18 protein-coding genes and 1 pseudogene are annotated in these 24370 nt (G+C 70.5%); 6 read left to right on the forward strand and 13 right to left on the reverse strand.

Annotated elements, in window-relative coordinates; all coding sequences use genetic code 11:
* Positions 1–110: 110 nt before the first annotated feature.
* The 6 genes from ACWGJB_RS06240 to ACWGJB_RS06265 form a co-directional block, all read right to left on the reverse strand.
* Positions 111–2108 (reverse strand): Ig-like domain repeat protein, encoded by a 1998-nt coding sequence (locus tag ACWGJB_RS06240; protein WP_453379087.1) that lies wholly within the window; start codon positions 2106–2108, stop codon positions 111–113.
* Between the two features lie 138 nt (positions 2109–2246).
* Positions 2247–4883, reverse strand: a complete 2637-nt coding sequence (locus tag ACWGJB_RS06245) for a hypothetical protein (protein WP_453379088.1) — start codon at positions 4881–4883, stop codon at positions 2247–2249.
* Positions 4880–6559: a phosphate ABC transporter substrate-binding protein PstS gene (gene pstS, locus ACWGJB_RS06250; protein ID WP_453379089.1), complete on the reverse strand. Its 1680-nt coding sequence runs from the start codon at positions 6557–6559 to the stop codon at positions 4880–4882. Before pstS ends, ACWGJB_RS06245 begins: the two co-directional genes overlap by 4 nt.
* Complete coding sequence (gene pstA / locus ACWGJB_RS06255; protein ID WP_453379090.1) at positions 6559–8037, reverse strand: phosphate ABC transporter permease PstA; 1479 nt, start codon at positions 8035–8037, stop codon at positions 6559–6561. The genes pstS and pstA overlap by 1 nt, the downstream gene beginning before the upstream one ends.
* A 2-nt stretch (positions 8038–8039) precedes the next feature.
* Positions 8040–9014: a phosphate ABC transporter permease subunit PstC gene (gene pstC, locus ACWGJB_RS06260; RefSeq protein WP_453379091.1), complete on the reverse strand. Its 975-nt coding sequence runs from the start codon at positions 9012–9014 to the stop codon at positions 8040–8042.
* A gap of 433 nt (positions 9015–9447) precedes the next feature.
* Positions 9448–10110 (reverse strand): hypothetical protein, encoded by a 663-nt coding sequence (locus ACWGJB_RS06265; protein ID WP_453379092.1) that lies wholly within the window; start codon positions 10108–10110, stop codon positions 9448–9450.
* 344 nt (positions 10111–10454) lie between these two features.
* On the opposite strand from ACWGJB_RS06265, the gene ACWGJB_RS06270 reads away from it, so the two are divergent.
* From ACWGJB_RS06270 to ACWGJB_RS06280, 3 genes are all read left to right on the forward strand, one after another.
* Positions 10455–11465, forward strand: a complete 1011-nt coding sequence (locus tag ACWGJB_RS06270; protein ID WP_453379093.1) for a cytochrome c oxidase assembly protein — start codon at positions 10455–10457, stop codon at positions 11463–11465.
* A gap of 116 nt (positions 11466–11581) precedes the next feature.
* Positions 11582–13246 (forward strand): dolichyl-phosphate-mannose--protein mannosyltransferase, encoded by a 1665-nt coding sequence (locus ACWGJB_RS06275; RefSeq protein WP_453379094.1) that lies wholly within the window; start codon positions 11582–11584, stop codon positions 13244–13246.
* A gap of 121 nt (positions 13247–13367) precedes the next feature.
* Positions 13368–14156 carry an SAM-dependent methyltransferase gene (locus ACWGJB_RS06280; protein WP_453379095.1) on the forward strand — a complete coding sequence of 263 codons (789 nt, stop codon included), beginning with the start codon at positions 13368–13370 and terminating at the stop codon, positions 14154–14156.
* Between the two features lie 72 nt (positions 14157–14228).
* On the opposite strand, the pseudogene ACWGJB_RS06285 reads toward ACWGJB_RS06280, so the two are convergent.
* The 5 genes and pseudogenes from ACWGJB_RS06285 to ACWGJB_RS06305 all read right to left on the reverse strand — a co-directional run.
* Positions 14229–14339, reverse strand: a pseudogene (locus ACWGJB_RS06285) (GNAT family N-acetyltransferase); the annotation flags it as partial.
* A 119-nt stretch (positions 14340–14458) separates the two neighbouring features.
* Entirely contained in the window at positions 14459–15397 is a 939-nt protein-coding gene (locus tag ACWGJB_RS06290) for a carbohydrate ABC transporter permease (protein WP_453379096.1), read from the reverse strand.
* Complete coding sequence (locus tag ACWGJB_RS06295) at positions 15394–16560, reverse strand: carbohydrate ABC transporter permease (protein ID WP_453379097.1); 1167 nt, start codon at positions 16558–16560, stop codon at positions 15394–15396. Before ACWGJB_RS06295 ends, ACWGJB_RS06290 begins: the two co-directional genes overlap by 4 nt.
* A 6-nt stretch (positions 16561–16566) precedes the next feature.
* Positions 16567–17811 carry a sugar ABC transporter substrate-binding protein gene (locus ACWGJB_RS06300; protein WP_453379098.1) on the reverse strand — a complete coding sequence of 415 codons (1245 nt, stop codon included), beginning with the start codon at positions 17809–17811 and terminating at the stop codon, positions 16567–16569.
* Positions 17812–18017: 206 nt separating this feature from the next.
* Complete coding sequence (locus ACWGJB_RS06305; RefSeq protein WP_453379099.1) at positions 18018–19094, reverse strand: LacI family DNA-binding transcriptional regulator; 1077 nt, start codon at positions 19092–19094, stop codon at positions 18018–18020.
* 131 nt (positions 19095–19225) lie between these two features.
* On the opposite strand from ACWGJB_RS06305, the gene ACWGJB_RS06310 reads away from it, so the two are divergent.
* The gene (locus tag ACWGJB_RS06310) at positions 19226–21352 is read left to right on the forward strand and encodes an amylo-alpha-1,6-glucosidase (RefSeq protein WP_453379100.1); all 2127 of its coding nucleotides are present in this window, start codon (positions 19226–19228) and stop codon (positions 21350–21352) included.
* Between the two features lie 216 nt (positions 21353–21568).
* On the opposite strand, the gene ACWGJB_RS06315 is transcribed toward ACWGJB_RS06310, so the two are convergent.
* On the reverse strand, positions 21569–22534 hold the full coding sequence (locus ACWGJB_RS06315) for a helix-turn-helix transcriptional regulator (protein WP_453379101.1): 966 nt from the start codon (positions 22532–22534) through the stop codon (positions 21569–21571).
* 63 nt (positions 22535–22597) lie between these two features.
* Between ACWGJB_RS06315 and ACWGJB_RS06320 the strand changes: the two genes are divergently transcribed.
* Together ACWGJB_RS06320 and ACWGJB_RS06325 are read left to right on the forward strand one after the other, a co-directional pair.
* Entirely contained in the window at positions 22598–22984 is a 387-nt protein-coding gene (locus ACWGJB_RS06320) for a VOC family protein (RefSeq protein ID WP_360489036.1), read from the forward strand.
* A 2-nt stretch (positions 22985–22986) separates the two neighbouring features.
* Positions 22987–23313, forward strand: coding sequence for a putative quinol monooxygenase (locus ACWGJB_RS06325; RefSeq protein WP_453379102.1), 327 nt, complete (start codon positions 22987–22989; stop codon positions 23311–23313).
* Between the two features lie 281 nt (positions 23314–23594).
* Here ACWGJB_RS06325 and ACWGJB_RS06330 read toward each other — a convergent pair whose 3' ends face one another.
* On the reverse strand, positions 23595–24269 hold the full coding sequence (locus ACWGJB_RS06330; RefSeq protein ID WP_450753841.1) for a hypothetical protein: 675 nt from the start codon (positions 24267–24269) through the stop codon (positions 23595–23597).
* Positions 24270–24370: the final 101 nt, after the last annotated feature.

The raw sequence follows: 24370 nt of genomic DNA on the forward strand, positions 1-24370 counted from the left end.
CCCAGAGAGCGCGGTGCGCCCACCGCCGCCCCCCCCGGCCCCCCCCACCGTCTCACGCCGGGCGGCGCCCCCCGGGTCGCCGGCGCCCCCCCCCGGGGCCCGTCGGAGGGTTACTTGGAGGTGATGCTGAAGTTGGCGCCGGTCTTCGAGTTCACGGTCGAGGAACCGACGTAGAAGGCGTGCAGGGTGTGCTTGCCCTTGGCCAGCTTCGGCAGGGTGATGGTGACCTTGCCGCCGCTCAGGGTGCCGGTCGCGATGACCTTGGAGCCCTGGTAGATGCGGACGGTGCCGCCCGGGGTGGTGCCGGTCGCGGTGACCTTGACGGTGACCTTGGCCCGGGCGGTGTGGCTCACCGTGGTGGGGTGCGAGGTGGAGACCGACGCCGTCGCCTTGGTGATCTTCAGCGAGACGAGCGTGGAGGACGCGTTGAGCTTGGAGGTGCCCGGGTACGAGACCGACAGCGAGTGCGTGGCGACCTTGAGGTGGTTCGACAGGCCGATGGAGACCTTGCCGGACGAGTCCAGGGTGCCGGTGCCGACGACCGTGGTGCCGTCCTTGACGGTGACCTTGCCGGTCGGCTTGACGCCGTGCGTGCCGGTGACCGTCACGGAGACCTTCGGGGTCTTGCCGTAGGCGGTGGTGGCGGTGGTGGCCTTGGTGGTGCTGGCGTACTTGACGGCACCCTTCCACGTGGCGTCCGCGCCGGCGCCGACGATGTTGTAGCCGGTGACCGTGGCGGTGTAGGTGCCGTTGGCGAGACCGGTGAAGGCGTACGTCTTGGTGGTGGCCGGGACGTCCTTGGTGGCGACGACCCCGCCGTCCGCGTCGGTCAGCGTCACCCGGTAGTCGGACAGCGGCAGCGGGGTGGCGGCCGGGGCGGTCCAGGACAGCTTCAGGCTGGCGTCGCCCACGGTGGTCTTGAGGACCGGCGCGGCCGGCACCGTGATGGCGGAGGAGGCACCCTCCAGGCCGCCCTGCAGAGCGTGCTTGGCCTGCAGGTTGATGGAACCGTTGTACGGCTCGTTGACGAAGCCGAACGCGGAGATGACCTTCTCGGCGCTGTCCGACGCAGTCTGAGCGATGTGGCTGCCGCTGGTGACGAAGACGTCGTACAGGTCCTTGTCGAAAAAGACGCTGGTCGGGTCGATCGCCCGGCTCGGGACGACGTTGTAGACGTCACGGCCGAACGTCGAGTTCTCGTAGTAGGCCTGGACCGGGGCCAGCTTGCCGTTCACCGTGGTGACCGGGCTGGTGGCACCGGTGTCGTTCGGCAGCGTGATGGAGGCCAGGTGGCCGCCGGCCGCGGCCGCGGCCTTGCTGTAGTCGGGGGAGACGCCGTTGTTCTGGGCGATCCAGGAGCCCACGGAGAACGGGACGAGCGCGCCGTCCTCGGTGAGGGCCGCGTTGCCCTGGTTCTCCTGGACGACCTGGACGTTCGCCCCGAGCGGCGTGGTGGACATGCCGATCGCCGCGAGGAAGAACTTGCGGGTGCCCGAGCCGTCCTGCGGGATCTTCGGGTGCAGGGTCTGGCCGTTCAGCTCGGTGAGCGAACCGGAGTAGATCTCGAACAACTGCTGCTTGGTCAGCGAGTCCAGGGCCGAGCCCTTGACCGCGACACCGACCGCGTCCCGGGCCATCGGAACGTAGGTGAGCGCGGTTCCGGCGCTGGACGGGCCGCCGGAGGAGCGGGCGAAGTCGACCTGGCCCTTGATGGCGGTACCGGTGCCGGCCGGGAACTTGTCGCCGGTCAACGACGCGGACAGCGCCTTCTGGCCGTTGCCGGAGCCGTTCGGGCGGGTGAACGGCGTGCCGCCGGAGCGGGTGACGATGGTGGACGTGGTGGAGCCGGTGCCGGGCTCGATCGCGTCGTACGAGGCGATACCGGCGCCGTCCGCCGACTTCACGGCGGTCGCGGCGTAGCTGTTGCCGTTGACGGTGTCGCCGGCCAGGGCGTTGACCACGTCCTGGGTGGTGTCCGAGCCCACGCCGACCAGCTGGCGGAAGGTGCCCGCGGGGGTGGGGTCGGCGATCGCCGGGGTGGCGAGGGCCAGGCCGCCGGCCACCACGGCCGCGGCGACGAGCGCCGCCGAGGAGCGCAGATTGCGCATCGAGAGTCTCCTGACGAGAGCTAGCTGGGGTGTTGCAGAGGGATCTGGCAGGGTGGTGCAGACCGTCCGCCCCGACTGCCTTTCGGGGCGGACGGCCGTCTGTGGGGAGTGCTTGACTCCGGTGGGGGTAGCGCCCCTTCAGGGGCGCGGGGCTGTATCGGATTTGCGGCTACCGCCGCGTGGGCGCGACCAGCCACGAGGCACCCGCAGACGACGTACTGCTGTCGTCACGGAGGCAATCGACAGCTGGCGGCCGCCGGCAAAGGGCGCGCCCACTCCGGCCACGGCCCCGAGCGCGGCCCCGACCGGCACCGCGTACCGCAGCGGATTCGCCGGGTCGGCCGGGGTGTTGCCGGCCGCGGTCGTCTCCAGCGCCTTGCCGCCGTCGAACGACGCCGACGCGCTCGGCGAGGCGCTGGCGCCGGTGCCGCCGGCTCCGGTGCCCGTGCCCGTGCCGCCGACGGTGCCCGCGCCACCGGTGTCCCCGGCGGAGCCGGGCGCGCCGCCACCGGAGGAGTCCGTGCCGCCGCCGTCGGCCGAGCCGTCGTCGGCGGGGCTCGGCCCGGTGTAGTGAAGCAGTGCGTCGGCCGCCTTGACGGTCTGGGCGCGCAGCTTCTGGGAGAGCGGGGCGTAGCCGACGGGCAGCTTGCCCGGGTCGGAGCCGGAGGTCTGGCCGGTGGCCGCCGCGTACCGCAGCAGGGCCGCGTAGTCCTCGCGGGCGGCCTTGGTCACCTTGCCGGGGCGCACTGCCGCGTAGACCAGCTGGGCCAGCGGATAGGCACCCTTCGCCGTGGCGGTCGCCGGGGTGATCTCGGCGACGCCGGAGCCGGAGGCGGTCGCGGCGGCCGCGGTCAGGCTCGCAGCGGTCGGGGCGACGAACTTGCCCGCGCTGTTCTCCAGCTCAGCTGTCTGCAGCCCGTAGCGGGCGGCGGAGGCCACGTCCGTCACCGTGATCACGAAGCGCGAGCCGACCGTCTGCGGGCCGACGCTCTTGTATGCCGGCGGGCTGGCCAGCTGGTCCCAGCTGGACTTCCAGAGCGTGTCCGCGCGCCGGGTGTGCAGGGCGCCGGCGTGCATGTCGTCCACGTAGGGGTGGAAGTCGGTCATGCACTGCTTGTCGTCGTCGGGGGCGCCGGAGCCGGGCGGGACCGTGCACCAGGGGTCGTTCTTCGGGTACTCGTCGGTGTTCGACGGGTCGAAGGCGGCGCCGGAGGGGTTCAGGTCGGCGTTGGTGCTGTAGTACGGGTTGACCCGCATCCCGTCGTCGTCGGGGACACCGGCGAGGAACTGCCGGGCGTCCTTGTCGGCGACGATCCACTGCCAGAGCGCGCGGGCGGTGTCGGTGTGGCCCAGCGAGGTCATCAGATCGGTGTCGGTGGCCGGCGTCTCGGCGACCGAGAGATTGGCGAACTCGGGGTTCAGGGAGATGAACTCGGGGTCGGAGGCGAGTCCGGCCGGGTTGTTCTTCGCCCAGCCGTACCCCTTGGCCACCCCGCTGTTGAGCACCGAACCCCAGGTGGAGTTGCGGTACGACTCGGTGAGCAGCTTGGCCAGCAGGCGGGGGTCGAGCTTGATCGACTCGACCTTGGTGCCCGCGAGTTTCTGGACGCTGTCCGGCGCCGTGGACTTGGGTCTGCGTTCGATCGTGAACCCGATGACGGCCCCGCTCAGCGCGATCGGTGCGTAGGTCGTCGTACCCGATGGTGCGGTGGTGCCCGGGTCGGCACCGAGTTTGCGGGTGGTGAAGGCGAGGCCGGTGGAGCCGTCCGAGATGAGCCGGGCCCTGGTGTTGGGCTCGCCGTACTCGGTGTAGCTGTAGACCTTGCCCTCCGAGCACAGCCTGGCCTGCCAGCTGGTCATCGCGTCGGCGGCCAGCTCACTGCCCGTGGTCGGGCGTTCGTCGGAGCCGAGGGCGCAGTTGGTGCCCACGCTGTTGAAGTCCAGCTTGACGGCGACGCGGTTCTTCCAGTTGGTCGAGGAGACCGGAGAGCCCGCGTTGACGTGGCTCTGGTCCGCGTACGGCTTGCCGTCCAGGTCGAGGCTGCCCTGCGGGACGATCACCAGCCAGCAGGAGCGAGGTCTGGTGACGCCGTCGGTGGTGACGGGTACGCCGCAGCCGAGATGCGGGGCCTCGTTGGCGGTCTGGACCTCGAAGTACTCCTGGCCGTTGCCGTCGGCGCTGGTGCGGGCGAAGTCGACCTCGTTGGTGGTGTTGTAGTTGAAGAGAGGGTTGTTCTGGGTGTCTCTGGTGATCGTGGTGCCGTCCACCGACTTGAAAGGGACCTCGCCGGGGGCGTTCGGGTTGGTGGCGCCGTACCGGTCGTCCTGGCCGTAATTGGTCGGGTCGGCGCTGTAGAAGATCTGCCGGGTGTCGTCCTGCCCGTTGCCCGGCCAGCCGCCGCGGTTCGTGGTGGGGGAGGCGCCGAACTGGCACTGGGTGCGTGACGGGCCGGGGTTGGACGGGACCGTGCCGTCGTCGTCGCCCCAGCACTGCATGATCTGGACGAAACCGGTGTCGAACTGGGAGCCCGCGAAGGTCGTCGGCGCGCCGCCGGACCAGCTCACCGAGATGGCCTGGCTGGTGAGATGTGTGGTCTGGCTGACCGTGAACCTCATGTCCTTGAACTCACCGCGCCCGGACACCGTCACGGCGGATCCGGCGCCGCTCGCCGCGGTGGCGGACGGGGCCGCCTGGGCCACGGCGAGACCGGCGAGGGCTCCGACGGTGGCGCCGGCGAGAAGCCGGACCAGGGCGTTTCTGATCCGCCGTCTCATCGGGTACTCCCGTCGTCCGAGCGGCCGTTGCTCTTGCTTCCCACCAGCCGGGAGACCAGCGAGGGCAGCAGGAGCAGACCGAAGACCAGGACCGCGGCCAGCAGCATCAGCGTCTGGGTGGCGGTCCAGCCGTGCGCGGTGGCCACGGCGACCGGCTGGGCGAGGGCGACGGTGCCGCCGGCGGCCGTACCGCCCGCCGAGGCGGTGCCGCCGGAGCCGGTGCCGTCCGGGGAGACGGTCTGGCCGGTGTCGGGGTCCACGGAGGGCGTGGCGCTGCTGCCCCCTGCGGAGCCGCCGCTGTCGGCGCCGGTGCCGGTCGCGCCGCCGGAGCCGCTGCCGCCGCTGCCGCCCGAGGTCCCGCCGCCGTTGTTGCCGGTGCCGGCCTTGGTGCCGCCGGTGCCCGTGGTGCAGGGCGCGGCGCCCTTCTTGTCACAGGCCGCGGGGTAGGGCGCGGTCTGGGCGAGCCGGTTCTGGCCGCTGGCCGTGAAGGTCGGGTTGTTGCAGTTCTTGATGTTGATGTTCTGCGTCTTCACGCCCGGGATCCGGCGGATCTGGTCGAAGCCGGCCTGGACGAGGTTGATCGGCAGCGGCGAGTAGCCGAGTTTTGGGGCCTGTTGCTGTCCCTGGCACATGAAGTAGTAGGAGAAGGCGCCGAGCGTCTTGCCCTTTTCCTCGGTGAAGGTGCCCTGCACCTTAAGTGGCAGGATCATGTACGAGTAGCTGGACAGCGGGTAGTTGCGCTTGTCGGTGTCGTTGTAGACGCCGTTGAGCTGCTGGGTGAGGTAGTCCGCCGAGTTCTTGTTCGTGTTGATCTTCGCTTTGAGGAGCGAGACCGCCACGTTCGACGGGGTCGGCTCGGTGTAGTAGCCCGCGTGGTTCAGGACCTTCGCCACGGGATACCGCGCGTTGATGGCGTACGAGTAGTTGACGTACCCGATCGCGCCCTCGCCGTAGTTCTGGGCGACGTAACCGGCGACACCGAGATCACCGGACTGGGCGATCATCCCGGAGACGGTGGGGTAGTACGAGGTCTGGCCGCAGGACCCGGACCGGCCGACCTTCGCGCAGTACGCGTTCCACAGCGCCTTGTGCTGGTTCGCCATCCACATCGTGAACTGGGCGGTGGAGCCGGAGCCGTCGGAGCGGACCACCGGGACGATGGTGCGGTGCGGCAGCTGGAGGCCGGGGTTGTCGGCCTTGATCACCGGGTCGTCCCAGGTCTTGATGACCCCGGTGAAGATCTTGGTGACCACGTCTCCGGAGAGCCGCAGGTTGGTGACCCGCTTGCCGTTGACGGTGAGGTGGTACATGAAGACGGTGCCGCCGGCCACGATCGGCATGTAGGCGTACGACCCGGAGGCCGGGCGTTCGGCCGCGCTGCCGTCGGTGGGGTTCGTCTGGAAGGGGATGTCGGAGACGGCGAAGTCGACGGTGCCGGAGAGGAACTGGCGGCGGCCGTCCGACGAACCGGTGCCGGCGTAGCTGATCCGCATGCCGTACTGGTTGACGGCGCGACGCCATTCGTCGACGGCGTTCTCGGCCCAGGTGGAGCCGGCGCCGGCGATGGGGGTGTAGCTGTCGGCGGAGGCCGGCGTACCGGCGAGGGTGCCGATGATGCCGAGCAGTGCGGCCAGGATGCCCAGCCGTCGGAGGGCGTTGATGACTTGGCTGGACATCAGTGACTGTCTCCTGTAGCGGGGTCTGCGTTGCCACCCGAACCACCCGTGCGGGTTTCGTCGGCGGGTGCGGGCCCCTGCGGGGTGCCTTCGCCGTTGGCGGGTGCGGGTGTGTGGTCTTCCGGGGCTTGCTCGCCGTCGTCGGCTGCGGGTGCGTCGGGGCTGGTCGCGCTCCGCGGCGGAGCCGCTGGTTGATGCGGCCCCGCGCCCCTGGGTTCGTTGCTCTCGCCGGAGTCGTCACGGTCCCCGGGTGCGAACAACTCCAGTCCCGGCGTGTGGAGTTCTGCGAACCTCGTGGCATCCCGGCGGGACGCCCTCGCCGCTCTTCTCGCCTGGCGCTTGTTCTGGTGGCCGGGGCCGCGGCCACCGATCACCCGGGCGATCGCGAAGAGGACCAGGACCAGGGCCATCAGGACCGCCGCCGAGCCGAAACCGCGGGCGATCATCGTCGGCTCCGGGGACTTGACGAAGTTGAAGACGGCGAGGGGGAGGGAGACCATCGGGCCGCTCGTCGGGTCGGCGTTGAGCGCCGCCGTGAAGCCCGCCGTGAGCAGGACCGGGGAGGTCTCGCCGATGCCACGGGCCGTGCCGAGGATGACGGCGGTGGCGAGACCGGAACGAGCCGTCGGCAGGACCACGTGCCACACCGTCCGCCAGCGCGGGGCGCCGAGGGCCTCCGAGGCCTCCGTCAGGTTGCCCGGCACCAGGCGCAGCACCACGTCCGCCGCGCGGATCACGATCGGCAGCATCATCACGCTGATCGCGAAGCCCGCCGCCAGACCCGACTTCTGCATGCCGAGGCCGAGGATCCAGACCGCGTACACCATCAGACCGGCCACGATCGACGGCAGCGCCGTCATCGCCTCGACGATCGTACGGACGAACCGCGAGAAGCGGCCGCGGATCTGGTTGAGGTACACCGCGCAGGCCAGCCCCAGCGGAACCGTGATCGCCAGCGCGATGGTGATCATGATGAGCGTGCCGAGCATGGCGTGCGCGATGCCGCCGTGGGTCAGCGGGTCGAGCGGGCCCGCCGCCTGCATGTCCTGGGTGAAGAAGTTGCCGTGCGGCAGGGCCTCCCGGCCGCGCCACGCGGTGAAGCCGACGACCATCGCGAGCGCGAGGAACATCAGCCCGCCCGAGGTCCACAGGACGACGGTCATCACCCGGTCCCGTACCGCCTGGCCGTCCTCCTCGAGGCCTGTCAACACCGCGTAGATACCTACGAATGAAAGGTATGCGGTGACGAAGAACCCCAATGCCCCGGAGAACGGTGCGAGTTCACCGAAGAGCAGGACGGCGGTGCACAGCCCGGAGGCGGCGGCGCCGAACAGTGACAGCACGCCGGAGCGGGTGAGCCCGCCGATCCGGCGCGGTACGTCGGGAAGTTCGGCGACGGTGTCGTTCGGGGTGCCGTCCGCGGGCACGTCCCGGGTGGCGTCCTGCGGAACGTTCTTCTCAAGGTCTACGACGGTCATCGTCACGCCTCGCTCTGCGCGCCGGACCGTGACCGCGCCACGATCGAGGAGGCGGTGAAGTTGACCGCCAGGGTGAGCAGGAACAGCGCCAGGCCCGCGGCCATCAGCGCCGACATGCCGAAGGTGGAGGCATCGCCGTAGTGCAGGGCGATGAGGGAGGAGACCGAGTTCGAACCGGTCTGCAGGATGTGCGGCTGGATCACGAAGACCGGGGAGATGATCAGGTAGACCGCGATGGTCTCGCCGAGCGCCCGGCCCAGGCCCAGCATGGTGCCGCCGATGATCCCGCCCATGCCGTACGGCAGTACGACCGCGCGGATCATGCCCCAGCGGGTGGCGCCGAGCGCGTAGGCGCCCTCGCGTTCACCGGCCGGTGCCTGGGCGAACACCTCGCGCATCACCGAGCACTGGATCGGCGCCACCATCAGGGCGACGACGATCCCGGCGACGAAGGTGGAGGCGGTGTAGACGCTCTGGGAGGCCAGGGGTTCGCCGGGCTGGGTGCCGTCGACGTGCAGGAACGGGATCCAGCCGAACCAGTCCGACAGCCAGCGGGAGAGCCCGATCACGTGCTGCTGGAGGAAGAACAGCCCCCACAGGCCGTAGACCACGGACGGCACGGCGGCCATCAGGTCCACCATCGTGACGAGCGTGCGGCGCAGGGGCCGGGGCGCCACGTCTGAGATGAACAGGGCGGTGCCGATGGCCAGCGGCACGCTGATGGTGACGGCGACGGCGGCGATGAGCAGCGTGCCGGTGAGCACGGCCGCGATGCCGAACCTGTGCACGTCCGGCTGCCATTCGGCGGTCGTGAGAAAGGCCCAGACGCCTCTGGCCCGCAGCGCCTGCCCGGCCCGGAGCAGCAGGAACAGCCCTACGGCGGCCATGATGGCGAGGACGATGCCACCCGTGGCCGTCAACTGGTACCGGAACATCCGGTCCCCGAGCCCCCGGGCGGCGGACAGCCGTCTGGGCACGGGTCTTTCGGATTCCGCCCCTGCGGAACCCTCAAGTGCGGACACCACTGTGCCCCCCCTATACGAAGATTCTCCCCACACGGCCCCGATCGGGGTGCCGCGCGGTGAGAGTCAATGGCCGGTTCCTTGCGCACCAGCGCGTCGAATGTGGAGGACAGGTGAACTGTTCATGCCATTTCAGTGGGGGATATGTGGGCGCCTGTGTACTGGAGGGTCGGGCGGGGCGAGGCCGGCGGGGCGGTGCGCGGGTGTGAAGGCGGGGGCGGGTGGAGGGCGAAGGTGCCGGTGAGCGGGCGCGCGGGGCTTACGGCCGGGACGAGTGCGGCCAGGGAGCGGGCGTCGGGGCTGTGGCTGGGTGACGGACAGGTTGAGTCGCCTGCCGGGGAGGGGAGTTGGGTCGCACGCCGGCGGGGGAGTCCGGGCGCGGGTCGGCTCAGTGGTGGGCGGCGTTGTCCAGGGTGCGTTTGACGGCGTCCTCGTTCCGGCCGAGCACCGCCTTCTCCAGGCTGTGGTCGTCGTGCCGGGAGAACCGCTCGCCCTCGGCGACGTCCTCCTTGCTCAGTACCCGTCCGCACCACTCGCCCTGGTCGCCGGTGTGGTCGTCGAAGGGCACGGCCCCGCCCTCGCCGAGGACCACCCAGCCGCCCTCGCGCCAGCGCAGGGCGAGCAGATAGGTGTGGCCGACCTGGAGCCGTGGCGCGTCGGTGGCCATCTGCGCCACCCGGGTGCCGCTGGACCGGTAGACCTCCCAGCCCGGCGCGACCATGTCGAAGTCCGACCCGACGGCGTGCCGGGGTGAGCTGCGGGACCACAGGCGGCTCTCGGTCCGGAAGCTCACCAGCCGGTCCATCGCGTACGCGATCGCCCCCTTGCTGTAGCTCCGCCGGTTGGTCTCCTGTTCCCGGGTCGGGCTGGCGACGACGACATGATCGGCGTACGACACCCAGTCCCGCGCGGTCTGCGACGGATAGAGGTCCCCCGACGTCCCGCACCCGGCCACCGACTCCAGCCCCGGTCTGCCGACCAGCACCCCGGCGACGATCCCGACGGCGGCCAGAACCGCGGCGACGGGCCGCGCCGGCGCACGCCGAGGCATGACAGATCGTTCCCCCATGATGAAAACGCCCCCCAGTGCGTAAAACCAGTCCCCGCGGAGCCGGAACCGGTCAAGATCCGTAACCGCGGTGATCACCCTAGGCACGGTCCGGCGAAAGTGAACAAGGATCACCTCGGCCCGGCACAGAACTGTGACGCGGGGCGGCACGCCAGGCGTGTCACACGCAACCCGGATGCGAGGACCGGGCCGGCCGGGTATAGCGTCGCGCAGTGGGTCTGACCTGACCCGTTTCGTCCCGGACCGTAGGGCCGCAGGGCCGCAGGGCCGCAGGGCCGCAGGGCCATGGGACCGATCGACCCAAAGACCCGAGGAGGGTGAGCGGGATGGCCGAGCTGACCGCGGGCCGGCTGCTGACGTCGTGGCAGCTGGACGTACCGGCGCTGCTGCTGGTCGTGGTGCTGGGCGGGCTGTACGGGTGGGGCGTGCTGCGGGTACGCGCCAAGGGCGAGCCCTGGTCACCGGCCCGCACCGCCGCCTTCACGGTCCTGGGCCTGGGCGCGCTGGTGGTGGCGACGATGTCGGCCCTCGCCGTCTACGACCATGCGCTGTTCTGGCCGGCCGCCGTCCAGAACATCCTGCTCGACCTCGTCGCGCCGCTGGGCCTGGCACTGGGCGACCCGCTCCGTCTCGCGGTGCAGGCGCTCCCGGAGTCCGCGGCGGCACGGCTCCGCCGCACGATGACCGGCCGGGTGCTCCGCCTCCTGACCTTCCCCCTGGTCAGCACGGCGCTGGTGCTCGCCACCGAGCTGACCATCTACTTCACCCCGTACTTCGGTACCGCGCTGCGGGTGGGCTGGCTGCACGAGCTGATGTACCTGCACCTGCTGGCGGCGGGCTGTCTGTTCGTCGTACCGGTGCTGACCCGGGAGGAGACCCTCCCCGCCTGGTGCACCCACCCGGTCCGGGCGGGCCTGGTCTTCCTGGACGGCGTGATCGACGCGATCCCGGGCGTGGTCGTCATGACGCACGGCACGCTGATCGCCGGTGCCTGGTATCTGCACCACCACCCGTCCTGGTCCCCGGACGTCCGGCAGGACCAGCAGATCGGCGGCGGCGCGATGCTGAGCATCGCCGAGCTGGTCGCGTTGCCGTTCCTGCTGACGATCCTGTTCCAGTGGGCGCGGGCGGAACGGGCCCAGACGGCGGCCCTGGACCGCCACCTGGACCAGCAGCAGGCCGCCGCCGCGGTCCCCGCACCCACCCCGTCCGCTCGGGCCGCCGCATCCGCCCAGCCCGCCGCGTCCGCCGAACGGGTCCGTCCCTGGTGGGAGACGGAGAAGAACGAGGTGGCCGCCAGAATCCGCCGCCAGCACGGCGAACCCGGCGAGCAGTGACTGTGATGCGCGTGACTGTGATGCAGGAGTGACATCAGAGGTGCTCGGAACTGCAACCCCGGTGGGGGAAAACGCGTCCAACTGACGTGGCTCAGTTGCTCGATGAAATGGACGCGATGGAACGCCTCCGGGCTCGCCGGATCGCGGGGTGGGCTCCCGGGCGTCCCCCCGTCGATGTCCGCGAGCGACTTGTCCCGCCGTTTCCGGAACCGTCCCCCCGCCTGGGGGTGCTTGTCGGGCTCGCGCCCGCGGCGGCGGTGCGCGTCGCGAGGGCGATGGAGTGGCTGGGGCCGGTGCTGGTCGCCGTACTGGCGGGGGCGATCCGGTTCTGGCGGCTCGGCCGGCCGCGGGAGATCGTCTTCGACGAGACCTACTACGCCAAGGACGCCTGGTCCCTGCTGCACCTCGGCTACGAGGGCACCTGGCCGGACCGCAAGATCGCCGACCCGCAGATCCTCGCCCACCCGCAGGTGATCCCGCTCTCCGACGCGGGCTCCTTCGTCGCACACCCGCCGACCGGCAAGTGGGTGATCGCCCTGGGCGAGGGGCTGTTCGGCCTCACCCCGTTCGGCTGGCGCTTCATGACGGCGCTCCTGGGCACCCTGTCGGTCCTGATGCTGTGCCGGATCGGGCGCCGTCTGTTCCGGTCCACCTTCCTGGGCTGCCTGGCCGGCGCGCTGCTGGCGGTGGACGGCCTGCATGTCGTGATGAGCCGTACCGCGCTGCTGGACCTCGTCGTGATGGTCTTCGCCCTGGCGGCGTTCGGCTGCCTGCTGGTCGACCGGGACCGGGCGCGGGCCCGGCTCGCGGCGGCGCTGCCGGCCGGCGCGGACGGCCGGGTACGGCCCGACGGCGACACCGGTGACCGTGCGGGAACGGGATGGCGGCCCTGGCGGCTCGCGGCCGGTCTCTTCCTGGGCCTGGCCGCCTCCACCAAATGGAACGGCCTGTACTTCCTGGCCTTCTTCATGGTTCTGACCGTGTTGTGGGACGTCGGCGCGCGCCGGGTGGCCGGGGCCCGCCACCCGTACCGGGCGGTGCTGCGCAGGGACCTCGGCCCCTCGCTGCTCTCCCTCGCGCCGGTCGCCGTCGTGACCTACCTGGCGACCTGGACCGGCTGGTTCCTGTCCGACGACGGCTGGGGGCGCCACTGGGCGGACGGCCGCGGCGGTACCTGGTCGTGGATCCCGGCCCCGCTGCGCAGCCTGTGGCACTACGAGTACCTGGTGTACCAGTTCAACGTAGGGCTGCACACGCCCCACAAGTACCAGTCGAATCCATGGAGTTGGCTGGTCCTCGGCCGTCCCGTGCTGTTCTCCTACGACTCGCCGGAACCCGGCGAGGACGGCTGCCACACGGCGTCCGCCTGCACCCGGACGGTGCTCGCCCTGGGCACCCCGGTCCTGTGGTGGGCCGCGTGCTGCGCCCTGGTCTATCTGCTCTACCGCTGGGCGCTGCGCCGCGACTGGCGGGCCGGCGCCGTCCTGTGCGCGGTCGGCGGCGGCTATCTGCCGTGGTTCCTTTACCAGGACCGTACGGTCTTCTCCTTCTACGCGGTCGTCTTCGTGCCCTACCTGTGCCTGGCCGTGACGATGATGATCGGAGCCATGCTGGGACCGCCGGGCGCGACGGAACGGCGGCGGTGGACGGGCGCGGTGGCCGCGGGCGTGCTGGTCCTGCTCATCGCCTGGAACTTCGTCTACTTCTTCCCGATCTACACCGGCCAGACCATCCCGTACTCCGGCTGGCAGGCCAGGATGTGGCTCGACAGCTGGGTCTGAGGGCCGAGACGTGTGCACGCCCTGCGCTTCCCAAGTCGGCCCCTGCGCAAGGCAGATGAGGAGCCCGAGTACGATCACCGCGAACTCGCTCTGTACTTCTCACCGGCGCGATGGAGTTGCCATGACGACCGACCCTCAGCCGTTTCCGTCGATCGACACCAGCAGGGCACACCCTGCGCGGGTCTATGACTGGCTGCTCGGCGGCAAGGACAACTACCCGGTCGACGAGGCGGTCGGTGAGAAGCTGCCGCCCGAGGCGAGGGACGCCGCCCGGCAGAACCGTCAGTTCATGCACCGGGCCGCCGCGTGGCTCGCCACACAGGGCGTCGATCAGTTCCTGGACATAGGCACCGGAATCCCCACCGAGCCGAATCTCCACCAGATCGTGCAGAACGTCGTGCCCTCGGCCAAGGTCGTCTACACCGACAACGACCCGATCGTCCTGCGGCACGCGGAGGCGCTGCTGATCAGCCGCCCCGAGGGGGCGACCGACTACATCCAGGCGGATGTGCGCGACCCGGAGGCGATCGTCCGGCACGCCCGGCACATCCTGGATTTCGACCGCCCGGTCGCGCTGTCGCTCATCGCCCTGATGCACTTCATCAGCGACGAGCAGGGCGCCCACGGCATAGTCCGTGCCCTGGTCGAGACGCTGCCGTCGGGCAGCCATCTGATCCTGTCGCACGCCGCGTCCGACCTGTTCCCGGACCTCGTCGAACAGGTCGTCGCCGAGTACGCCAAGGGCGGCATCCAGCTCGCCTTCCGTACCCGTCCGGAGGTGGAGCGGTTCTTCGACGGCATGGATCTCGTCTCCCCCGGCCTGGTGACGGCGACGGAGTGGTTCCCCACCGTCCCGGCCCAGGCACCGGAGGGCAGTGGCATCTACGCGGGCGTGGCCCGTATCCGCTGAACCAGCGCGCAGCTTCCGGACGCACGCACGGACCGTCGCCGGCCATCGGCCGGAGGTCCCGCTTCGGCCGGCTCACGCCTGGAACTCGGTGAGATCGATGGTGTGAACGCGCAGCGGACAGCCGTGCACCGGGCGCGCCGTCTCCCGCTCCGGCACCATGCCGAGCTTGCGGATGACGTTCTCGTCACGAGGTCGCTGACAGAACCGGCCACGCAGGTGAAGCCGGGGGCGCGGTGGAAGGCAAGGACTTCTTCGGGAGCGTCCGGCCAGGTGAGCGTGCGGTCCCCGAGGGACCTCGCCCGCTACTCCTTGATCGCTCCGGCGTTCGCGTCCTGCACGAAGTAGCGCTGGAAGCAGAAGAACAGGGCCGCGACGGGGAGGGTGGACAGCAGGGCCGCCGCCAGCTTCAGGGGGTACTGGGTGCCGCCGCCCAGGCCGCCGGAGACCAGACGGGCGAGGCCGGTGGTGAGGGTCTCGTACTGGCTGGACTGGGTGGCCACGAGGAAGTGGGTGAACTCGTTCCACGAGCCCTGGAAGGACAGGATCGTGAGGGTGAGCAGGGCGGGGCGGGCCATGGGCAGGACGATCGACCAGAAGATGCGGAAGATTCCGGCGCCGTCGACGCGTGCGGCTTCCTCCACTTCGCGGGGGATCGACTCGAAGAACTGCTTCATGATGAAGATGCCGGCCGCGTCCACCATCAGCGGCAGGATCATGCCGGTGTAGGTGTCGAAGAGCCCGAGCGTGTTGAGGACCAGGAACCTCGGGATCAGCAGGGCCACGCCGGGCACCGCCATGACGGCGAGGACGAAGCCGAACAGCACGGCGCGGCCCCGGAATTGAAGCCGGGCCAGCGCGTAGCCGGCCATCGAGTCGAACAGGACCCGTCCGGCGGTGACCACTACCGCGATGAACGTCGAGTTGCCCAGCCAGCGCAGGAACGGCACGCCCTCGCCGGCCTTGCTGAGTCCGAACAGGCGCTGGTAGGCGGCGGTTGTCGGGGTGGTGGGGAGCAGGCCGAGGGGATGGGCCGCCGCGTCCGGGTCCGTCTTGAATCCGGTGACGAGCTGGATCACGAACGGCATGAGGTACAGCAGACCGACCGCTACCACGGCCGTGTATCCGAGGACCCGTAGCGCCAGCGGGAAGCGGCCGAGCACGGGAAGCCCTCGTGACCGGGCCTTCGCCGGGACCGGCACGGACTTGACCTTCGTCCGGACCGGCGTGGACTTGGCGGTCATCGCTTCCTCCGGGGGCGGCGGGCGCCGCGCTCGCGGAGCGCGAGGCGTTGCAGGGCGGTCATGGTCAGGATCAGGGCGAGCAGGAGGAACGCGATGGCCGCGCCCTGCCCGTAGTTGGCGTCGTCGAAGGCGGTCGAGTACGACAGGAAGGCCGGGGTGAGGGTGGTGTTGCCGGGGGCGCCCTGGCTCATGACGTACACCTGGTCGAAGACCTGCCAGGTGGAGATCAGGCCGAGGGTGAGGACGAGGAAGAGGACGGGCCGCAGGGCGGGCAGCGTCACGTGGCGCAGCATCTGGAAGCGGTTGACGCCCTCGATGGCGGCTGACTCCTCCAGTTCCCGGGGGATGTTCTGGAGCGCCGCGAGGAAGATCAGCATGAAGGTGCCGGAGGTCGTCCACACCGCGAGCAGGATGATCGTGCACATCGCGACGGACGGTCCGGACAGCCAGTCGAACCAGGACAGTCCCATGAAGGAGTGCTGGGCCAGGGCACCTGAGGGCTTGTCGGGGTCGGCGAGCCCGAGGGCGCCGAGCAGGAGGGAGAGGACCCCGCGCGGGTCGTTGAACCAGTTCGGGCCCTTCAACCCGAGCCAGGACAGCAGGGTGTTGACCGCGCCGCTGCCCTGGAACAGGAAGAGGAAGACCGTGGAGACCGCGATCGAGCTGGTCACCGAGGGGAAGAAGAACACGGTGCGCAGGGCGCTACGGCCGCGCAGCATCCGCTGGTTGACGATCAGCGCCAGGCCCAGCGCCAGGACGGTCTGGAGCGGCACGGTCAGCAGCACGTAGTAGAAGTTGTTGCGCAGGGCGGTGGCGAACAGGGTGCGGTCGAGGCCGTTCTGGGTGAGCAGGGCCCGGTAGTTGTCGAGGCCGACGAACTCGGCCTGCCCGCTGAACGGGTTGGACTGGCCGTCCCAGTGCAGCAGGCTGACCCACAGGGCCATCAGGATCGGCAGGACCAGGAAGAGGCCCAGGACGATCGCCATGGGGCTGACGAACAGCCAGCCCCAGGTTCCTTCGGCGCGGCGCCCCACACGTGGGGCGGGCCTGGTGCGGGGCGCCGCGGCTGGGCCGGACCGGCCGGGCGCGTCAGGTGCGCCCGGCAGGTCGGCCGTCTGGAAGGTGCCGCCTGTCACCGTAGGTGTGGTGTCACGGGGAGGCATGGCGGCTCAGTCGCCCTTCGTGAGGGCCTGTTCGCCGTTGCTCTGCAGGTCGGCGAGGATCTTCTTGGGATCGGTGGTGGTCAGCGCCGCGAGCTCGGTGTTGAACTGGGTGAGGACCTTGTCGAAGCCGGCGATGGTCACCGGACCCTGCGCGTAGGCGCTGCCGTCCACCCAAGCCCTGGCGGAAGGATTCTCCTTGGCGTACTCGGCCTGGGCGCTGGTGCGGGACGGCATCACGCCGAAGGCGGCGGCGTTCTTCACCTGCTCCGCGCTGGTGGTGAGGTACTTGACCAGGTCCACGGCCGCGGCCCGGTGGGCGCTGTCCTGGGCCACGCCCCAGCACTGGCTAAAGGCGAGCGTGCCCTTGCCGGACGGGCCGGCGGGCAGCGGGACCACCTTGTACTTCACGTTCGGGTAGTCGGCCTTCATGCCGCCGGTGAGCCAGTTGCCCTCGACGGTCATGGCGGCCTTGCCGGTGCCGAGGGCCTCGCCGCCCCAGTTGGTGTCGACCTGCTTGGCGAACTTCAGCGAACCCGACTTCAGCAGGGACTGCACGTAGGAGAGCGCCTGGGCGTTCTGCGTGCTGTCGGCGGTCATCTTCGTCTGGCCGGGGTCGGTGATCCAGCCGCCTGCCTGCTTCATGAAGACGCCGAGCCGCGCGTACTCACCGTTGACGACCAGCCCGGTGACCTTGCCGGAGGTCAGCCTGGCCGAGACCGTCTTCAGCTGGGCCCAGGTGGTCGGGTAGTCCTTGTCGGTCAGCCCGGCCTTCTTCCACAGGTCCGTGTTGATCGCGAGGCCGAGCGTGGAGGTGTCCTTGGGCAGGCACACCAGCTTCCCGTCGTACGTGAACGAGGTCCGCAGCTGCGCGGAGAAGTCGTCCGCGTCCTCGACCTGGTCGCCGTACGGGTAAAGGGAGCCGGCCTTGGCGTAGTTGGCGAACTGGTCGGAGTTGACGTAGAAGGCGTCCGGCGGCTTGTGCCCGGCGAAGGACTGGGCGAGCTGCTGGTTGATGTCCTTGGCGACGTCCACGGTCACCGTGTTGCCGGACTCCTTCGCGTACGTGGCCGCCGCGTCCTTGACGGCCTTGGTCTCCGCGTCGCCGGAGCTGGCTATCAGTACGGTCAGGTGCTGCTTGGAACTGCTGTCCTGGGCTGTCTTGTCGCCGCTGTCGAAACTCGACGAGCAGCCGGTGGCGGCCAGCAGCACCGCGCAGGTGACGAGGGCCGTGGCGGCCGGACGGTTGACCATGGAAATCCTCCGATGGTTACGGGTGTTGCGTGCGGCTCCATCCGGTCGACGCGGGGACGCGGGCCCGGGGTGGGGGAGGAGGGGAGGGACGTTTCTGGGGCGACGCGGAGCCGGGGCGGGTCAAGTGCCCGGCGGGTCGCTGCCCGGTTGAGGCGTTGGCGGCGGCCAGAAGATCGAGGCGTTCGCCGAAGGACCGAGGCAGTTCGCTACTCGGCTAAGGCGGTCTCCGTCGCATCGCCGCCGCCCGGCGCGCGGACACTGTCGCGCACGACCAGGGACGGCTCCAGCAGCAGACGCTCCGGCGCCGCGTCGGGCGCGCCGATCCGGGCCAGCAGCAGCCGTACGCACTCCCGGCCGACCTCCTCCAGCGGCTGGGCCACCGAGGTCAGGGCGGGGAAGAGGATCTCGGCGGTCGGCGAGTCGTCGAAGCCGACCACGGCCACGTCCCGGCCGGGGGTGGCGCCGCGCTCGCGCAGCGTCTGGTAGCAGCCGAGCGCCAGCATGTCGCTGGCCGCGACCACGGCGGTCGCACCCCCGTCCAGGAGCGGCTGCACGGCGGTGCGGGCCGCGTCGATCTCGTTCACGCTCTGCGCGCGCCGCCCGCGGACCGGCAGGCCGTGCCGGCGCATGGCCCGCTGCCAGCCCTCGGCGCGGTCGTCACCGGCGGCGGAGGAGCCGCGCTCCCAGCCCAGGAAGGCGATCCTGCGATGTCCGAGGGAGACCAGGTGCTCGACGGCGGCGTCCGTGCCCGAGGCGCCGTCGACGTCGACCCAGTCGCCGATCTGCCGTCCCGACCACATACGCCCGAAGCCGACGAACGGCACCCCGCGCTTGGCCAGCCATGCCTGGCGCGGGTCGCCGTGCTCGGTGCCGCTGAGGACGAAGCCGTCGACCTCGTGCTGGTCGAGGAGTTCCTCGTACCCGTCCAGGGACGGGAGGCCGGGCGGGGAGGCGAACAGCAGGATCCGGTAGCCGGCCTCGTCGGCGGCCTGCGACAGGGCGTGCAGGAACCGGTCCAGGACCGGGGAGCTGGCCGGGCCGGGCTGGATGCCGTAGCCGATCATCCTGCTGGAGCGGGTGCGGAGCGTCTGCGCGGCGCGGCTGGGGCGGTAGCCCATCTCGTCGATCACGCGGCGGACCCGTTCCAGGGTCTCGGGCCGCAGCATGTCCGGCGAGTTGATCGCGTTGGAGACGGTCTGCGGGGAGACCCCGGCCCGGGCGGCGACCATCGCGAGGGTCACCTGGCCACCCTTGGCCGAGGAACTTCTGCTGGAGCGGGGCATGCGGCTCTCCGACTTACTGAGACCTGCTGAGGAGATGTTGTCTTCATTTTAGCGTTCCAAACCCGTTGTCATCGCTCTGACGTCTGACTTAGTGTCTTTTGAACGATCCAACGCTGAGAGGTTCTACTTCCTTGGACACCACTGTCAAGACCCAGGACACCAACGGCCCGGTCACGACGCCTCCGTCCGTGACCAGCGGCCTGCAGCCGTTCCTGCATGACGCGGTCGTCACGCTGCACGCGCCGAGCCTCGCGATCTCGCGTGCGGACGGGCAGCTCAGCGGGGGTGCGGACGGTTTTTACCACGGCGACCGCAGGGCCCTGTCCCGGCTGGCCGCCACGGCCGAGGGCATCGCCCTGGCCCCGGTCCAAGGCGGCCTGCGCGGCGCCGACCGCGCCGGCTTCCGGGCGATCCTGCGCGGCCTCGGCGAGGTGACACCCGACCCTGCCGTCGCCCTGCACCGCCGCCGCAGCACCGCCGACGGCCGGTTCGAGGAGGTCTTCGAGGTCACCAACGCGGGCGGCGAACACGTCCGCTTCCGGCTCACGGTGAGCGCCGGGACCGACCTCGCCACCATGGAACAGGTCAAGTCGGGGCACGTCATCGAAGAGGCACCGGCGCAGGTCGCGGACGACGGCACCATCGCACTGACCTGGTCCGCGGACGACTTCACCGTACGGTTGACCGCCGACCCTGCGCCGGACGCGCTTCAGGTGCCGACGGGCGAACTGTGCTACGACGTCGAGCTCAAGCCCGGTACCTCGTGGAGCGTGACACTGACCTGTACGGCGGCCTACGCGGACGGCGACCAGTTCCCGGCTCCGCCCGCGGGCCGACTGCCCTGGCGCGTCCCCATGTTGGACAGCTCGGACCGTCATTTCGACCAGTGGCTGTCCCAGTCCCTCGCCGACCTGGACCGCCTGCGTCTGACGGACCGCCAGTCATCCGACCCGGACCACCCGGACCAGTTCCTGGCTGCCGGCGCCCCCTGGTTCCTGACCCTCTTCGGCCGCGACGCGCTCTGGGCCGCCCGCATGCTTCTCCCGCTCGGCACGGACCTCGCCGCCGGCACCCTGCGCACGCTCGCCCGCCGTCAGGGCTCCGCCACGGACCCGGCCACGGAGGAGCAGCCGGGCAAGATCCTGCACGAAGTGCGCCGCGCCACGCTCCAGTTGGGGGACCGGCTCTCCCTCCCGCCGGTGTACTACGGCACGGTCGACGCCACGCCGCTGTGGATCACCCTGCTCCACGACGCCTGGCGCTGGGGCATGGCACCGGCCGAGGTCGAGGAACTGCTGCCGCACGCCGAGGCGGCGCTCGCGTGGCTGCGGGACGCGGCAGGCACCGACGGATTCCTCCAGTACGTCGACCAGACCGGTGGCCACGGCCTGTCCAACCAGGGCTGGAAGGACTCCGACGACGCCATCCGCTACCGCGACGGCCGCCGCGCCCACCCACCGATCGCGCTGTGCGAGGTGCAGGCGTACGCCTATGAGGCAGCCCGGGCCGGGGCCGCACTGCTGCGCGCGTTCGGCCGCCCGGGTGCGGACGACTGGGAGGACTGGGCGGACCGGCTCGCCACCCGCTTCCGCGAGCGCTTCTGGGTGCGGGACGAGAAGGGCCCGTACCCGGCGGTGGCACTGGACGGCGACGGCCGACCGGTCGACTCGGTCACCTCCGGCTTCGGCCACCTGCTCGGCACGGGCCTGCTCAACGCGGAGGAGAGCGCGCTGCTGGCCGCCAGGCTCACCGGGTCCGACCTCGACTCGGGGCATGGCCTGCGCACGCTGAGCGGCGAAGCCGTGGGCTACAACCCCTATGGCTACCACGTCGGTTCGATCTGGCCGCACGACACCGCGATCGCCGTGCACGGCCTGGTACGGGCCGGTTTCCCCGACGCCGCCGCCTCCCTGGCCGACGGCCTGCTGACGGCATCGGCGGCCTTCGACGCCCGCCTGCCCGAACTCTTCGCCGGCCACGGCAGCGAGGCGGGTACCGGGCCCGCCCCCTACCCCGCGTCCTGCAGGCCCCAGGCATGGGCGGCGGCGTCCTCGGTCCTGGTGCTCCGAGCGGCCCTCGGCCTGAACGCGGACGTCCCGGGCGGCACGGTCACGGTGGCTCCCACCTTCGCCCGCAACTACGGTCCGCTGACCGTGAACGGACTCCAGGTCGACGGGGGTCGGCTGGACGTCACGGTGACGGCAGACGGAACGGCCCAGGTGACGGCGCCGGAGGGAGTCACCGTGCTGACGCCCTGACCACTCGGGGCGTTCCGGCCCCGGCTCCGCCCCCGGCAACAGGAGTCTTCGACCTGGGCGCACGCGTACCTGCGCACGTGGACCGCTGGGACTGCTCGGACGTACGCCTACCTGCTGGAAGACCGGTTGAAGGGGGCGCGAGAACAACCGCTTTCTCGACAAGCGTGCCGCCGAACTCGAAGCTCAGCTTTCTTGAATGCCTCGTGCAACGTCTCTCTACCGGGGCTGACCGTTCACGTTGTCCTCGAACAGTTCCCGGGTACGGCGCAGCAGCGCTGTCCGTACGTCGTCCGGTGACAGGACCCGCAGCGGTGTGGCCAGGCTGAGGAGGTACTTGGCGAGCCCGTCCGCGTCGGGGCCGCCGATGTCGACGATCGTGGCGTCGCTGCCCTCCGCGCGGTGGGTACCGACCGTCGGCGGGATCAGCCGAAGCGCCTGCTCCACAGGCAGAGGGAGGCGGATCGTCACGTAGAGCGGGTAGGCGCCCGTCGCTATGGAGCGGGAAACAAGCAGAGCCGGGTCAGGTGGGTCGATGAGTTCCACCTGGCGCCCTGTCGGCTGTATCCGGCCGACCCTGTCGGCCCGGAAGGTACGCCACTCGTCCCGCGTCACGTCCCGGGCGACGAAGTACCAACGGCGTCCCGTGTGCACCAGGCGGTACGGGTCGACGTCCCGGACCGTGGCCTCCCCTTCCCGATCGCGGTAGGACAGGCGGCTGCGCTCGCCCCGGAGACAGGCGCCGGCCAGTTCCAGCAGCATGCCGGGCGCGATCTGCGGCTCGTCGAGCCTTGTGGTGTGAACAAAGGCGGCGTCCATCTCGCCCAGCCGGTCCGCGATCCGGCGTGGCAGAACCTGACGCAGTTTCAGCAGGGCGGACAGCGCGGCCTGGTCGCCGCCGAGAACGCCGCTGAGCGCGGCCTCGCGCAGCGCGACGGCCACGGCGAGTGCCTCTTCGTCATCGAGGATCAACGGCGGCACCCGTGCTCCGGCGCGGAGGCGATAACCGCCCCATGGCCCGGGGTCGGACTCGACTCCGTAGCCGAGTTCTCGGAGCCTGGCGATGTCCCGCCGCACCGTGCGCTCGGTGACGGTCATCCGGTCGGCCAGCTCGCCGCAGGTCCACGACGGCCGCGCGGACAGCAGTGAGACCAGTCGCAGCAGACGGGCGGATGTGCTGATCACGTTCCCAAGTGTCCCGCATGACCAGGACCGAATCTGTCCTGGTCCCGTCATAGCGTCTTCCTCATGAGCACTGGAAACCCGTCCGCACCCGCGATCCGCTACTCGGCCGTCACTTTCGACTGCCCGGACCCCGCCGAACTGGCCCGCTTCTACGGCGATGCCCTCGGCCTGCCCGTCGCCTACTCCAGCGACGACTTCATCCTGCTCGGCCAGGAGGGCTCGGCCGGACTGGGGTTCAATCGGCTGACCGACTACAGGCGTCCCACCTGGCCGGACCCTTCCCAGGAGAAGCAGGCCCACATCGAACTGGGCGTCGACGACCTGGAGTCCGCGCAGGCTCACCTGCTGGCCCTGGGCGCTGTCGAGGCCCCGACCCAGCCCCAGCCCGACCGGTGGAGGGTCCTGCTGGACCCCGCCGGCCACCCGTTCTGCATCACCACTCTGGTCTGAACATGATCGGCAGACTGATGACCATGACCGCGCATCCGGGCAGGGGCGGCGAACTCGCCGCCGTCCTGCTGAGGGTCGCGGAAAGGCTGCACGGCTTCCCTGGCTGTGAGATCTACCTGATCAGCCAGGACACAGCAGACCCGGACACGGTGCACGTCACCGAGGTCTGGCAGGACGACACCAGCGCGCAGGCCGCCCTTGCCGCTCCGCCGCCCGTCGACGGTCCCGGCCCCGCAGACGTCCTCGCGCTGCTGTCGTCCTCACCGCACCGCACAGACCTCACCGTCCTCGGCGGAGTAGGCGTTCCCACCGCCGACGGCCGGCCGTGACAGACGCCCCTGGTCGCAGGAATGGCCCGCTCAGAGGTCATTCCTGCGGCCGCGACGTCCGGGTGCTGTTTTTTCCACACGCCTGTGGACACAGGCAGCCCACTCTGGCACCGAGCTTGTCAGAACCGGGGATTCACGCTGCGGACCTTGGACGCATCTACTGAGGTCGGGCGAGACCCGCACCCGCAAGGCGATCGGTGCCCTGGCCGCCTGACGGCCCCTCCAGGGACATGAAAAAGGCGGGATCCGAAAACCCCGCCAAGTCTGCAAGAAACCCCAGTTCAGGGCCACACCAAGCAGTACGGCTGATGCCCCGCCTCATGCAACCGATGGCTGAAGTCCTGCCACTCGTGCAGCAGCTGGTACACGTTGAACGCGTCCCTCGGGCCGCCCCGGTCCGGGACCGTCGACCAGATGAAGGCCGCCGCGCCGACCGCTTCCTCGCCTATGCCGCGCAGCGGGTCGACGACCGTCATGGGGAGCTTGACCACCGCGTAGTCCGGGTGCAGGACGACCAGCTCCAGGGGTGGCACCTTGTTCAGAGGTACGCCTTCGATGCCCGTCAGCACCATCGCGGCCATGGTCTCCGGCTTGATCTTCGTGAACATGCCGTTCATGCCGAGCTCGTCGCCGCCGAGTTCCTCGGGGCGCATCGAGATCGGGACCCGGGCCGCGGTCGCGCCGTCCGGTGCGCCGAAGTATTTGTACGTCACCCCCACCCGACCACCATTCCTGCTCCCGCTCTCGAGACGGTCGATTCCGCGATCGATCCGCCGGGCCCTCTGGTCCCACTGATCGATACGTCGGTCGCGCCGCTCGGACTCACTCGGTACGCCGCCCTGTTCCTGACGTGCTGCCTCAGCCGCTTCCTCCGCGTCGCGTCGGTGCCTTCCCCGCCGGGCACGTCGAGGACCCAGGTCATCAGTCCCCTCGCCCAGTCCGCCACCGCGATGCATATCTCCACCCGACTGCTTTTCTAGGACGCGTGGCCCCCGCCGCGCAACCCGATCATCGTGTCAGTGACCTCCCCCACGGCCGCCCGCCGAAACGTGCGTCG

This window comes from Streptomyces sp. NPDC054813 (genome assembly GCF_053611365.1).

Excerpts from the sequence above, each read along its gene's own strand:
- ACWGJB_RS06240 (WP_453379087.1), bottom strand. The coding sequence starts at position 2,108 with ATGCGCAATCTGCGCTCCTCGGCGGCGCTCGTCGCCGCGGCCGTGGTG.
- ACWGJB_RS06245 (WP_453379088.1), bottom strand. The coding sequence starts at position 4,883 with ATGAGACGGCGGATCAGAAACGCCCTGGTCCGGCTTCTCGCCGGCGCC.
- pstS (WP_453379089.1), bottom strand. The coding sequence starts at position 6,559 with ATGTCCAGCCAAGTCATCAACGCCCTCCGACGGCTGGGCATCCTGGCC.
- pstA (WP_453379090.1), bottom strand. The coding sequence starts at position 8,037 with ATGACCGTCGTAGACCTTGAGAAGAACGTTCCGCAGGACGCCACCCGG.
- ACWGJB_RS06265 (WP_453379092.1), bottom strand. The coding sequence starts at position 10,110 with ATGCCTCGGCGTGCGCCGGCGCGGCCCGTCGCCGCGGTTCTGGCCGCC.
- ACWGJB_RS06270 (WP_453379093.1), top strand. The coding sequence starts at position 10,455 with ATGGCCGAGCTGACCGCGGGCCGGCTGCTGACGTCGTGGCAGCTGGAC.
- ACWGJB_RS06275 (WP_453379094.1), top strand. The coding sequence starts at position 11,582 with ATGGAACGCCTCCGGGCTCGCCGGATCGCGGGGTGGGCTCCCGGGCGT.
- ACWGJB_RS06280 (WP_453379095.1), top strand. The coding sequence starts at position 13,368 with ATGACGACCGACCCTCAGCCGTTTCCGTCGATCGACACCAGCAGGGCA.
- ACWGJB_RS06290 (WP_453379096.1), bottom strand. The coding sequence starts at position 15,397 with ATGACCGCCAAGTCCACGCCGGTCCGGACGAAGGTCAAGTCCGTGCCG.
- ACWGJB_RS06295 (WP_453379097.1), bottom strand. The coding sequence starts at position 16,560 with ATGCCTCCCCGTGACACCACACCTACGGTGACAGGCGGCACCTTCCAG.
- ACWGJB_RS06300 (WP_453379098.1), bottom strand. The coding sequence starts at position 17,811 with ATGGTCAACCGTCCGGCCGCCACGGCCCTCGTCACCTGCGCGGTGCTG.
- ACWGJB_RS06305 (WP_453379099.1), bottom strand. The coding sequence starts at position 19,094 with ATGCCCCGCTCCAGCAGAAGTTCCTCGGCCAAGGGTGGCCAGGTGACC.
- ACWGJB_RS06320 (WP_360489036.1), top strand. The coding sequence starts at position 22,598 with ATGAGCACTGGAAACCCGTCCGCACCCGCGATCCGCTACTCGGCCGTC.
- ACWGJB_RS06325 (WP_453379102.1), top strand. The coding sequence starts at position 22,987 with ATGATCGGCAGACTGATGACCATGACCGCGCATCCGGGCAGGGGCGGC.
- ACWGJB_RS06330 (WP_450753841.1), bottom strand. The coding sequence starts at position 24,269 with ATGCATCGCGGTGGCGGACTGGGCGAGGGGACTGATGACCTGGGTCCT.